General features: G+C 70.0%; 9 protein-coding genes. 3 read left to right on the forward strand and 6 right to left on the reverse strand.

Features of this window, described 5'->3' with window-relative positions:
• A partial coding sequence (locus VFX99_RS02180; RefSeq protein WP_329664680.1) for an ABC transporter ATP-binding protein occupies positions 1-1,689 on the forward strand: 1,689 nt, incomplete at its 5' end.
• 108 nt (positions 1,690-1,797) lie between these two features.
• Here the strand turns inward: VFX99_RS02180 and VFX99_RS02185 are convergent.
• Positions 1,798-3,681, reverse strand: a complete 1,884-nt coding sequence (locus VFX99_RS02185) for a phosphoenolpyruvate carboxykinase (GTP) (protein ID WP_329664681.1) — start codon at positions 3,679-3,681, stop codon at positions 1,798-1,800.
• A gap of 117 nt (positions 3,682-3,798) precedes the next feature.
• Here VFX99_RS02185 and VFX99_RS02190 point away from each other — a divergent pair, with 117 nt between their 5' ends.
• On the forward strand, positions 3,799-5,241 hold the full coding sequence (locus VFX99_RS02190) for a helix-turn-helix domain-containing protein (RefSeq protein ID WP_329664682.1): 1,443 nt from the start codon (positions 3,799-3,801) through the stop codon (positions 5,239-5,241).
• Positions 5,242-5,261: 20 nt separating this feature from the next.
• Here VFX99_RS02190 and VFX99_RS02195 read toward each other — a convergent pair whose 3' ends face one another.
• From VFX99_RS02195 to VFX99_RS02210, 4 genes are all read right to left on the reverse strand, one after another.
• Positions 5,262-6,281 (reverse strand): DUF4436 family protein, encoded by a 1,020-nt coding sequence (locus VFX99_RS02195; protein WP_329664683.1) that lies wholly within the window; start codon positions 6,279-6,281, stop codon positions 5,262-5,264.
• Between the two features lie 25 nt (positions 6,282-6,306).
• Positions 6,307-7,386, reverse strand: coding sequence for a winged helix DNA-binding domain-containing protein (locus VFX99_RS02200; RefSeq protein ID WP_329664684.1), 1,080 nt, complete (start codon positions 7,384-7,386; stop codon positions 6,307-6,309).
• Between the two features lie 128 nt (positions 7,387-7,514).
• The gene (locus VFX99_RS02205) at positions 7,515-8,984 is read right to left on the reverse strand and encodes an NAD-dependent succinate-semialdehyde dehydrogenase (protein ID WP_329664685.1); all 1,470 of its coding nucleotides are present in this window, start codon (positions 8,982-8,984) and stop codon (positions 7,515-7,517) included.
• A 134-nt stretch (positions 8,985-9,118) separates the two neighbouring features.
• Positions 9,119-11,026, reverse strand: a complete 1,908-nt coding sequence (locus VFX99_RS02210) for an FAD-binding monooxygenase (RefSeq protein ID WP_329664686.1) — start codon at positions 11,024-11,026, stop codon at positions 9,119-9,121.
• Between the two features lie 138 nt (positions 11,027-11,164).
• Between VFX99_RS02210 and VFX99_RS02215 the strand changes: the two genes are divergently transcribed.
• Entirely contained in the window at positions 11,165-11,878 is a 714-nt protein-coding gene (locus VFX99_RS02215; RefSeq protein WP_329664687.1) for an IclR family transcriptional regulator, read from the forward strand.
• Positions 11,879-11,937: 59 nt separating this feature from the next.
• Here VFX99_RS02215 and VFX99_RS02220 read toward each other — a convergent pair whose 3' ends face one another.
• On the reverse strand, positions 11,938-12,237 hold the full coding sequence (locus VFX99_RS02220; protein WP_329664688.1) for a hypothetical protein: 300 nt from the start codon (positions 12,235-12,237) through the stop codon (positions 11,938-11,940).
• Positions 12,238-12,344: the final 107 nt, after the last annotated feature.

Genomic DNA, 12,344 nt, shown 5'->3' on the forward strand with positions numbered 1-12,344 from the left:
TGGGCGCTCGTCGGCTTCGTCCTCCTGGCCTCGCTCATCTCGGGGTGGCAGCACTACCTGCTGCAGCGCACGGGCACGGCCGTCGTCTACTCGAGCCGCCGCCGGCTCATCGCGCGCATCCTGCACCTGCCCGTCAGCGAGTTCGACGCGCGCCGCACCGGCGACCTCGTCTCGCGCGTCGGCAGCGACACGACACTCCTCTACTCCGCGCTCACGCAGGGGCTCGCCGACTCGATCGGCAACGCGCTGCTGTTCGTCGGCGCGCTCGTCGCCATGGCGATCATCGACCCGGTGCTGCTCGCGATCATCGTGGTCGTGATCGGCATCTCGGTGCTCGGCGTCACCGCGCTGAGCGGCCGCATCCGCACCGCCTCGACCGAGCAGCAGGAGAAGGTCGGCGCGCTCGCGTCGGGCGTCGAGCGCGCCGTCGGATCGATCCGCACGGTCCGGGCTGCAGGGGCGACCGAGCGCGAGGTCTCGTCGGTCTCGTCGCTCGCGACGGATGCCTACACCGTGGGCGTGCGCATCGCGAAGGTCTCCGCGCTGGTCGTTCCGATCGCGGGCATCGCGCTCCAGGTCTCCCTTCTGGTCGTTCTCGGAGTCGGCGGGTTCCGGGTGGCCTCGGGTGCGATCACGATCGCTTCGCTCGTGACCTTCATCATGTTCCTGTTCATGCTGATCGCCCCGCTCGGCTCGACGTTCGGCGCGATCACGTCGGTCAACCAGGCGCTGGGAGCACTCGGCCGCATTCAGGAGGTGCTCGACCTGCCGACCGAGGAGCAGGGCGACGAGTCGGCGGCGGCCGCGCTTCGACGGGCAGAGGGCCCGCGCGCTGCCGACCGCATCCAGCCGTCGCCCGCGATCGCCTTCCGCGACGTGCGGTTCCGCTACCCCGATGCCGTCGTCGCCGCGCGCGAGGCCGCGGCGGCGGAAGCGCGGGCCGTGCTCGAGCAGGTGCATCTCGACAGGACGAGGGATGCCGGCGCCGCGGGCATGACGGAAACGGATCGAGACGTCCTCCGCGGGGTGACCTTCGACGTGCCGCGCGGAGCCCGGATCGCACTGGTCGGTCCGAGCGGTGCCGGCAAGAGCACGGTGCTCTCCCTCATCGAGCGGTTCTACGATCCGACGGGCGGGGCGATCGAACTCGACGGCCGCGACATCCGCTTGCTGCCCCGCGAGGAGCTGCGGGCGCAGTTCGGCTACGTCGAGCAGGATGCCCCCACCCTGGCAGGCACGATCGCCGACAACCTGCGACTGGGCTCACCCGCGGCCTCCGACGCCGAGTGCGAGCGCGTGCTGCACGCGGTGAACCTCACCGAGGTGCTCGAGCGCAACCCGCTGGGCCTCGAGGCGCCGGTCGGGGAGGACGGCGTCATGCTCTCGGGCGGCGAGCGCCAGCGCCTCGCGATCGCGCGCGCGTTGCTCGCCGCGCCCCCGATCCTGCTCCTGGACGAGTCGACGTCCTCCCTGGACGGCGTCAACGAGCAGCGCATGCGCGAGGCGATCGACGCGGTCGCCACCGACCGCACCCTCATCGTGATCGCGCACCGGCTGTCCACGGTGGTGGACAGCGACCGCATCGTCGTGCTCGACCACGGGCAGGTCGTGGGCCAGGGGACGCACTCCGAGCTGGTCGCCTCGACCCCGCTGTATCGCGATCTCGCACGGCACCAGCTGCTGGTCTGAGGCGCCTTCGCAGCTCGACGGGCGCGAAACCCTCCGAAACGTACGAGACCCTCCGATCCGCGCGCGCGGATCGGAGGGTCGCGGGAAAGCCGGAGGGTTTCGCGGCGGTCAGCTGTGGGTCAGGCGGTATCGCAGCGCGGAGAGCTCGGCCTGCAGCGGCGCCGGGACCCGTCCCTCGAAGGTCGCGTAGAACTCCTCGGTGAGCTCGGCCTCCCGCAGCCACGAGTCGCGGTCGATCGCGAAGAGCTCCTCGAGGTCGTCCTCGGACACCTCGATGCCGTCGAGGTTCAGGTCCTCGGTGCGCGGGAGGCGTCCGATCGGGCTGTCGACCGCGGGCACGGAGCCGTCGATGCGGCGGATGATCCAGTCGATCACGCGCGAGTTGTCGCCGAAGCCGGGCCACAGGAACCGGCCGTCCGAGCCCTTGCGGAACCAGTTCACCTGGAAGATCCGCGGCGCGCGGTCGAAGCGCAGCTTCTGCCCGACCTTGAGCCAGTGCCCGAAGTAGTCCGCCATGTTGTAGCCGCAAAACGGGAGCATCGCGAACGGATCGCGGCGGAGCTCGCCGACGGTGCCCTCGGCGGCGGCGGTGCGCTCTGACGAGACGTTGGAGCCCATGAACACGCCGTGCGTCCAGTCGGTGGCCTCCACGACGAGGGGCACGTTGGTCGCCCGACGGCCGCCGAAGAGGATCGCGTCGAGCGGGACGCCCTCGGGCGCGTTCCAGTCATCGGCGATCTGCGGACACTGTGCGGCACCGACCGTGAAGCGCGAGTTGGGATGCGCCGCGGGGCGACCCGAGTCGGGCGTCCACGGGTTGCCCTCCCAGTCGGTGAGGTTTGCGGGTGCTTCGTCGGTGAGGCCCTCCCACCACACGTCGCCGTCCGGACGCAGCGCGACGTTGGTGAAGATCGTGTTGCCCCACAGGGTCTCGACGGCCGTGACGTTCGTGGACTCGCCCGTGCCTGGCGCCACGCCGAAGAAGCCGGCCTCCGGGTTGATCGCCCACAGGCGTCCGTCATCGCCGGGACGCAGCCACGCGATGTCATCGCCGAGGGTCTCGACGCGCCATCCGGGAATGGTGGGCCGCAGCATCGCGAGGTTGGTCTTGCCGCAGGCCGAGGGGAAGGCCGCGGCGACGTGGAACGCGCGGCCCTTCGGGTCGATGACGCGGATGAGCAGCATGTGCTCGGCGAGCCAGCCCTCATCGCGGCCGATCACCGAGGCGATGCGAAGGGCGAAGCATTTCTTCGCGAGGATGGCGTTGCCGCCGTATCCCGATCCGAACGACCAGACCTCGAGCGTGTCGGGGAAGTGCACGATGTACTTCTCGTCGTTGCACGGCCACGCGACGTCCTGCTCGTCCGGCTGCAGAGGAGCACCGACCGAGTGGACGGTCTTGACCCAGGGGGCGCCCGCCGCGATCTGACGGATGACGTCGGCGCCGACGCGCGTCATGATCCCGATGGAGGTCACAGCGTACGGGCTGTCGGTGACCTGCACGCCGATGTGCGAGAGCGGGCCGCCGACCGCGCCCATCGAGAACGGCACGACGTACATCGTCCGGCCGCGCATGCTGCCGGCGAAGAGCCCGTCGAGCGTCTCGCGCATCTCGGCGGGGTCGGCCCAGTTGTTCGTGGGACCGGCGTCCTCTTCGCGTTCGGAGGAGATGAAGGTGCGTCCTTCGGTGCGGGCGACGTCGCTGGGGTGGGAGCGGGCGAGGTACGACCCGGGACGCCACTCGGGGTTGAGCTTGATGATCTTGCCCTCGGCGACCATCTCGTGCAGCAGCGCGTCGTTCTCCGCGCGTGAGCCGTCGACCCAGTGGATCCGGTCCGGCTGTGTCAGCTCGGCGATCTCGTCGACCCACTCGAAGAGCGCCGCCATGCCGTCGCCTTCGATCACCGGACGCCGGCCGAACGCTGCGGGGACCGGCGCGGGACGCCGGGTCTCGCGCGGGGCCGGTCGGGTGAAGATGTCGGCAAGGGCCATGATTTCTCCTCTTCGATCGATTCAGATCGGTGCTCTTCCTCCACTATGGAAGGTATATCCGGGAGTTTCGGCCCGTTTTGGAATCAAGAAATGCGATTCTTTCTGTATCATCAAGGAATGCCGCCCACGTCTCTGGAACTGTCCACGCTCGGTCACCGCATCCGTCATCAGCGGGTGTCGCGGGGATTCACCCTCGACGAGCTGGGTGAGCTCGTCGGCGTCGCGGGAAGCCAGCTGAGCCTGATCGAGAACGGCAAACGCGAGCCGAAGCTCTCACTGCTGCAGTCGATCGCGACGGCCACCGGCGTCGAGGTGACCGACCTGCTCTCGTCCGAGCCGCCGAACCGACGCGCGGCACTCGAGATCGAGCTCGAACGGGCGCAGGCGAGCTCGGTGTTCCGGCAGCTCGGCATCCCCGCCGTGAAGGTCACCAAGGGCATCCCGGACGAGACGATCGAGTCCCTGCTCGGCCTGCACCGCGAGCTGCAGCGCCGGGAGCGGGAGGCGATCGCGACCCCGGAGGAGGCGCGGCGCGCGAACACCGAGCTGCGACTGCGGATGCGCGACCGGGACAACTACCTCGGTGAGATCGAGCAGCTCGCCGAGAAGCAGCTCAAGGCGGCAGGGCACGCGTCCGGCGCCCTCACCCACCGCACAGTGAGCATCATGGCCGAGCAGCTGGGCTTCGAGCTGCTCTACGTGCACGACCTTCCCCATTCCGCGAGGTCGGTCACCGACCTCGAGAACGGCCGCATCTACCTGCCCCCGGCGTCGATCCCCGGCGGGCACGGGCTGCGGTCGATGGCGCTGCAGGCGATGGCACACCGGCTGCTCGGGCATCAGCAGCCCACCGACTACGCCGACTTCCTCGAGCAGCGGCTCGAGATCAACTACTTCGCCGCCTGCGCCCTCATGCCCGAGACCGCTTCGGTGGCCTTCCTGACGCAGGCGAAGAAGGACCGCAACCTCGCCGTGGAGGACTTCCGCGACGCGTTCGGCGTCACTCATGAGGCTGCGGGGATGCGGCTCACGAATCTGCTCACCCACCACCTCGGCATCCCGCTGCACTTCCTGCGTGCGGACGGGTCGGGAGCGATCTCGCGCGTGTACGAGAACGACGACCTGCCGCTCCCCCACGACGTGACCGGGTCGGTGGAGGGACAGATCCTCTGCCGCAAGTGGTCGGCACGCGCCGCGTTCTCGGAGCAGAACCGCACGACCGAGCACTATCAGTACACCGACACTCCGGCAGGCACCTACTGGTGCTCGACGCAGACCGGTTCGACGGCCGACGGCGACTTCTCGATCACCGTCGGGGTGCCGTTCGACGACGCCAAGTGGTTCCGCGGCCGCGAGACGCAGAAGCGGGCATCGTCGACGTGCCCCGATGAGTCGTGCTGCCGGCGGCCGCCCGCCGATGTCGCGGGGCGGTGGAAGGGCAAGGCGTGGCCGAGCGCGCGCGTGCACATGCAGATGTTCTCGCCGCTCCCCCGCGGCGCGTTCCCCGGAGTGGACGACAACGAGGTCTACACGTTCCTGGACCGGCACGCTCAGCGCTGATCCCGCGCCGCACGCGCCGGTCAGTCGCCGCCGGCTGCGTCCGCGGCGGGGGCGTCGCTGTGGCGAGCGCCGTGGGCCGCGTCAGGGGATGCCGCGACGGCGACGCCGACCGGCACTGCGCCGGCATCCGCTGCGGCACGCCCGCCGGGTGGGCTCCACTTCAGCCACGCTTTCACGTAGATGACCAGGCTGAGGACCAGGCCCGCGACCACCCACAGCACGACGAGGTAGTCGACCCACGAGCCGATCGGCGGTGAGCCGGGCAGGAAGGTGCGCAGCGGTATCGTCGCGAAGAGCATCGCCGCCATCCAGCTCATCAGGGTGGGCTCGACCCTCCGCAGCCCGCGATAGGCGACGATCGCCACCGTCAGCCCGAGCACCGGCAGCACCGCCATGAGGATGAGGATCACGATCCCGAACGCGACCGTGGCCACCGAGCGCGTGGCGGTGATGCGCAGCTGCGTCACCGGCTCGCCGTCGATCACGACCTCTTCCGTGCCGGCCACCTCCTGCGATGCGAAGTTCCAGCCGGGCACGTGGGCCGAGCCGCACAGCAGTGTCGGGATCGGAGTCGGTTCGCCGTCGACGGTCTGCAGGGAGACGAACGCGACGTCGACGCTGTGCGAGTCGAAAGGCCACCGCTCGACGTAGCCGCTGGTGATCAGTCGGATCGACTGCGGCGACGGGATCTCGTCGGCCGCGATCGTGAACGAACGCGGCCCGTCGGTGTCACTGACGAGGACGGTGAGCGGGTCGGTCAGGAGTCCGGTGTTCCCGGTGGCGATCGGACCGAACGAGAGCACGCTGAGGTTGGCCACGAGGCGATCGGCGACCGCATCCACCGACTCGGGGGTGAACGACAGCAGGATGGCATCGCTCGGCGGCTCGTCGGTGCAGCCTTCGATGGAGGCGAAACGGTCGTTGATCGCGTACAGCGCGACGACGACGATGTAGACGAGCGCGATCGCCGCGATGAGCGTGACGACCAGGGCCCGGCGGTGGCGCCGCGGAGGCCCGCTCGGCGTCGATACAGGCGTCACGGGTCACAGTGTGGCACGGCAGCGCTCAGGCGGTGATGAAGGCACGGTAGCGGTCCAGCGCTGCACCGACCTCGGCAGCCGTCGCCGCACCGGGCGCGAACAGCTCGGGAACCGGCGAATCCCGGTGCCGGCCGACCGCGAGCGAATGCGTCCAGACGCCGACCACCTCGCCCCGGGCCAGCAGCAGCGGCCGGACGATGCCGTTCATGCTCGGTCCGATGCGCGCGAGGAACTCCGAGGCGCAGGGCACGGTGCGGTCGGTGTAGGACAGGTAGTACTCCTCGTAGGGCGGCAGGGCGAGCACGCTGTGGGCGCCTGCGGAGCGGCGCGGGCCGGAACCCGCGGAGACGTACTGCGGCTCGCCGTCGTCGGAGACGATGCTCAATCGATCGGATGCCGCCTCGGCCGCGGCACGGGACACACCGAGGGGCAGCCCCGACCACCACGAGAAGTCCCGCGCCCCGGCCGGGCCGTGCGAGGCGATGTACCGGGCGAAGAACTCGGCCGGCGGGTCGACGGGGAATGCAGCATCCGTCACCCACTCGTCGGTCCGCACGACGTACTGCTCGCGGGTCGGTCCGCTCTCGCGCGGCACGACGGGGCCCTGGCACACCACAGCACGCAGCGAGAGGGCGACGAGAAGATGGTAGCCGCGCTGCCGCTCGGTGGACACGCCGCCCTTCTCCAGGACGGCGAACAGCTCCTTGCGCGTGAGCCTGCTGCCGCCGGCGAGCGCGCTGAGGGTGAGTCGCTCCGCCTTCGCCAGCTCGGCGGCGTCGATGCCCTCGACGCGGCGCACCTGGGCGGCGGCGCGGTGCTGGCGCTCGGCTGTCAGGGAGAGCACCCATGCGAGGTCGCGCGCGGGGATCACGTGGATCGTGCCCCGCATCGTCCAGGACCGCACGATCTCGCCGCGATCGAAGGCCGCATCGAGGTCGCGCACGCTCGGCGCGCCCTTCGTGCGGGCGGCCAGAGCCCAGCGGCCGCCCCAGAACTCCTGGCCCTGCGTGGCGAGCATGTGCTGGGCCGCCTCGGCAATCGTGCGGGCGGGCGCACTCAGCCGGTGCGAGCGCAGGCGGCGGTCGATCACCCGTGCGGTGTTCACGGGGACATTCTGCCGCGCACCGAGGACAGCATGGGTCCGGAAGCCGGCGCCGGGGCGGGCGACGTTGCGTCTGGCCGCTGCGGGCTCAACGACCGGAACGCGAAGCGAGACGAAACGCCCGGCTCGAGTCAGAACGGGTTCGGGGTCAGCGTGTACTTCGTCTGCAGATACTCGTGGATCCCCTCGGCGCCGCCCTCGCGGCCCAGGCCCGACATCTTCCAGCCGCCGAAGGGCGCCGCGGCGTTGGAGACGACGCCGACGTTCAGCCCCATCATCCCGGTTTCGAGGCGCTCGATCATCCGCTGGCCGCGCGCGAGCGACTCGGTGAACACGTAGGACACCAGGCCGTACTCGGTGTCGTTGGCCAGTCGCACGGCGTCGTCCTCGGTGTCGAAGGGCACGATCGCGAGCACCGGCCCGAAGATCTCCTCCCTGAGGATGTCGCTGCCGGGCTGCACGTCGACCACGACGGTGGGCTCGTAGAAGGTGCCGGGGCCGTCGATGGCGCTGCCCCCGGTGCGCACGTGCGCTCCGCGCGAGACGGCATCGCCGACGAGCTGCTCGGCCTTGGCGACCGCCCGATCGTCGATGAGCGGACCGATGATCACGCCGTCCTCGGTGCCGCGACCGATCTTGAATCCCTGCACCCGCTCGGTGACGCGGCGGGCGAACTCGTCGGCGACCGACCGGTGCACGAGGAAGCGGTTCGCCGCGGTGCACGCCTGGCCGATGTTGCGGAACTTGGCGAGGATCGCTCCGTCGACCGCCTTGTCGAGGTCGGCGTCATCGAACACGACGAACGGAGCGTTGCCGCCGAGCTCCATCGACGTGCGCAGCACCCCCTGCGACGCCTGCTCGAGCAGCCGCTGCCCCACCTGAGTCGAGCCGGTGAACGACAGCTTCCGCAGCCTCGGGTCGCGGATGATCGGCTCCGACACGGCGCCCGAGGTCGACGTGGTGAAGACGTTCACCACTCCCCTCGGCAGCCCCGCTTCCTCGAGCAGCTTCGCGAAGTACAGCGTGGTCAGCGGCGTCAGCTCCGCCGGCTTGACCACGACCGTGCAACCGGCGGCGAGCGCCGGCGCGATCTTGCGCGTCGCCATCGCGAGCGGGAAGTTCCACGGCGTGATCAGGAAGCACGGCCCGACGGGATGCTGCGACACGATCATGCGGCCGGTGCCCTCCGGATTGGGGCCGTACCGGCCCTGGATGCGGGCCGTCTCCTCGCTGAACCAGCGAACGAACTCGCCGCCGTAGGCGACCTCGCCGCGCGCCTCCGCGAGCGGCTTGCCCATCTCCAGCGTCATGAGGAGGGCGAACTCCTCTTTGCGCTCCTGCAGCAGATCGAACGTTCGGCGCAGAAGCTCCGCACGCTCGCGCGGCGGCGTCGCCGCCCACGCCGGGAACGCATCGGCAGCAGCATCCAGAGCCGCCTTGCCGTCCTCCGGCGAGGCGTCTGCGATCGTCTTGACCACCGCGCCGGTCGCAGGGTCGTAGACCTTGAGCGTCTTGCCGCTCGTCGCGGGACGCCACTCGCCTCCGATGAACAGGGCGCCCGGCACCTTCGCCAGCAGCTCGGTCTCGCGGTTGTCTGTCACGGGGACTCCCTCGTCAGGTCGGGATGCTGCAGCATCCCCGGTCGGTGGCTCGAAGCCCATTCTGGTCGGAGTCCGTCCGACCGGCGATGTACGGCACGTACAGCGCGGGCTCCCCGGGTGTGCGCCGCGGAGGGTCAACCCGCAACGGGCACGCTGTGCGCAACGAGGACCCGCGCGAAGAACGCGGCGAGCTCCTCCGTCGCGGTCAGCGGCAGCACGTCCGCGACGTACTGGTCGGGGCGCACCACGACGACGACGCCGTCGCGCGACAGCTCGCGCTCCGCGAAGATGTCCGCCGTCGTCCACGCGCTCGGCGCGGCCGCGTAGACCTTCTCCCAGTCCGTCAGCCCGAGAGGGCCGGTCCGAGGCAGGAAGAGCTCGGGCACCTTCGCGATGTCGACGTCCTCGAACCCCTGCTGGTAGATCGCTTTCACGTCGAACACGGCGTCGACATCGGCTCCCACCGGGGTATGCCGGGCGACCGGCGAATCGGGCGAAGACATCCAGGCGGCCCACTCGGCCAGCGCCGACGGCTCGCCCGCGGCCGGCGCGTCGGCGAACGCGTAGATGCGCCACCGGCCGTCGGCCTTGGCAGGGTGGCCGAGGTGGACGGCCTTGCCGTCGCACACGCGCACCACCTCGACCGATTTGAAACGCTTGCCGAGAGGGAAGCCCGCCGCCAGCGCCTGGTGCGAGGCCGCCCCGACGATGGCCGACGGTCCGTATTGCGTCATGAACCCCGAGGGGAACTCGGCGGTCGCCAGATAATACGTCGCGAGGTCCTGCGGGTCCGAGATCTCCTCTGGCTTGCGCGCCATCAGCGACGACCACTCGCGGTCGAAGTCGATGAGCTGCTGCGCGACCGGCTGGCGCTCGGCCGAGTACGTCGCAAGCAGCTCTTCGGGGCTCAGCCCGGTCAGCACGTGCCCCAGCTTCCAGCCCAGGTTGAATCCGTCCTGCATCGAGACGTTCATTCCCTGGCCGGCCTTCGCACTGTGCGTGTGGCAGGCATCACCGGTGAGGAACACACGCGGAGCGCGCTCGTCTCCGACCGGCACGTCGTCGAACTTGTCGGTGACCCGGTGGCCCACCTCGTAGACGCTGTGCCACGCGACCTGCCTCACGTCGATCGAGTAGGGGCGCAGGATCTCATTCGCCCGGCGGATGATCTCCTCGATCGGCGTCTGACGCACGTGATGGTTGTCGCCCTCGGGGACCTCGCCGAGATCGATGTACATGCGGCTGAGGTAGCCGCCCTCGCGCGGGATGTGGAGGATGTTCCCGGCCTCCGCGTTGATGGCGCACTTGGTGCGCCAGTCGGGGAAGTCGGTGTTCACGAGGACGTCCATGACGCCCCAGGCGTGCGCCGAGATGCCGCCGACATGCTTGCGACCGATCGCCTCCCGCACTCCGCTGCGGGCGCCGTCGCACCCGACGACGTATTTCGCCCGGATCGTCCGCTCCTGCCCGGCACGCCGGCCTGCCGCGTACCGTACGCGGACTTCGACCGGGTACTCGCCGGCGTCGTGCACGGTGAGTCCCGCGAACTCGATGCCGTAGTCGGGAACGATGCGCCCGGGCCCGTGCGCGGCGGCCTCGGCGAAATAGTCCAGCACGCGGGCCTGATTCACGATGAGGTGCGGGAACTCGCTGATCTTGAACGCGTAGTCCTCCGTGCGGGCGGTGCGCACGATGTTGCGCGGATTCTCCGGGTCGGGGCCCCAGAAGTTCATGTACGCGATGTTGTACGCCTCGGCGACGATGCGCTCGGCGAAGCCGAACGCCTGGAAGGTCTCGACGCTGCGAGGCTGGATGCCGTCGGCCTGACCCAGCACCAGGCGACCGTCGCGGCGTTCGATGATGCGCGTCGCCACCTGAGGGAACTGCGACATCTGCGCAGCCAGGAGCATGCCGGCCGGGCCGGATCCGACGATGAGCACGTCCATCCGGTCGGGAAGCTCTGCGGGGCGGTCGATGCCGGTGCCCATCGCATCCTGGACGCGCGGCTCACCGGACACGTACCCGTGGTGATGGAACTGCATTCGGATCCTCCTCGGACGGCGGTGTCGAGGTCATACGGTGCTTGTGGAGAACGTTTGAACTGTTCTATATTCGAACAGATCGTTCTACTACTGAACAGATCGTATACGACCACGGCGCGCGCGGCAAGGGGCGAGACAATGACGACGCACGATGCCGCAGCCTCACCCGCCTCTCAGACGCTGAGTCGCGGCATCCGGATTCTGGAGATCCTCGCCGATGCGCGCGCGGCGCTGTCCATCGACGAGATCGCGCGACTGCTCGGCGTGCACCGCTCGGTCGCCTATCGTCTGCTGCGCACCCTCGAGGACCATGGACTCATCACGCGCGACAGCGCGGGGCGCATCCAGCTCGGAGCGCGCATGGCCGCCCTCGCCGCGGGAGTCGCCTCCGACCTGCAGGCGGAGGCCCTGCCGGAGCTGACGGCCGTCGCCAATGAGCTCGGCACGACGTGCTTCCTGGTGGTGCTCGACCACGACGAGTGCGTCACACTCGTCAGTGTCGAGCCGCGCCACGCCATCGCGTCGGTGGCGCAGCGGCCGGGGACGCGGCATCCGGTGACGGTCGGAGCACCCGGGAAGGCGATCCTGTCCGCGCTCCCCCGCGGCGACTGGCCCGGCGAGGTCTGCGATCGCCTGACGGAGGAAGTGACGGATGCCGCCACCCGCGGCTTCGCCACGAGCCACGACGAGGTCATCCCGAGCCTGCGATCGGTGTCGGTGCCGCTGAGCCTCCGCGGGCGTCGGCCGGCCGCGATCGCTGTCGTCTACGTCGCGAGCGATCATGAACCCGCCGAGATCGCCGACCGCCTGCAGCGGTCGGCGAGCGTGATCCGCGAGGCCCTCGGGGGCTGAGCGGCCCTCCGGCCGAGCCGGACTCGAGGGGCTGGGCGGCCGTCGGGGGCTGAGCGGGCCTACGCGATCTCGTCGACGAACCGGATGTTGTAGTCGGCGACGCGCTGCGGCACGCCGTCGAACGCCTGCGCCCTCGCATCCGAGGCCAGGTAGGTGCTCTCGCGCTCCAGGAACTCCGCCTCATCGCCCTCCGCGCTGACCGCCCAGACGAACTCATTCGTCGCGGGCAGGCCGAGGGCGAACTCGATCGTGAAGCCGGCCGCGGGTCGCACCCGCGGCATCCATTCGCTCCACCAGGACAGAAAGGCGTCATACTCGCCGTCGACGAGGGTGTACCTGCGCAGCTGGATGGTCTTCACCCCGCCAGTTTGTCACGCGGGTGCGGCGCGGTGGTCGCTCGTGCCCCCGCCTATACTCGAACCGTCCGGCGCCGCGAAGCAGCGCGCCGGTGCTCGAAAAAGGGGCA

It is taken from the genome of Microbacterium sp. (assembly GCF_036277215.1).
GTDB lineage: Bacteria > Actinomycetota > Actinomycetes > Actinomycetales > Microbacteriaceae > Microbacterium.

Coding starts and splice junctions, on each gene's coding strand:
- VFX99_RS02215 (WP_329664687.1), top strand. CDS start 11,165: ATGACGACGCACGATGCCGCAGCCTCACCCGCCTCTCAGACGCTGAGT.
- VFX99_RS02190 (WP_329664682.1), top strand. CDS start 3,799: ATGCCGCCCACGTCTCTGGAACTGTCCACGCTCGGTCACCGCATCCGT.
- VFX99_RS02210 (WP_329664686.1), bottom strand. CDS start 11,026: ATGCAGTTCCATCACCACGGGTACGTGTCCGGTGAGCCGCGCGTCCAG.
- VFX99_RS02185 (WP_329664681.1), bottom strand. CDS start 3,681: ATGGCCCTTGCCGACATCTTCACCCGACCGGCCCCGCGCGAGACCCGG.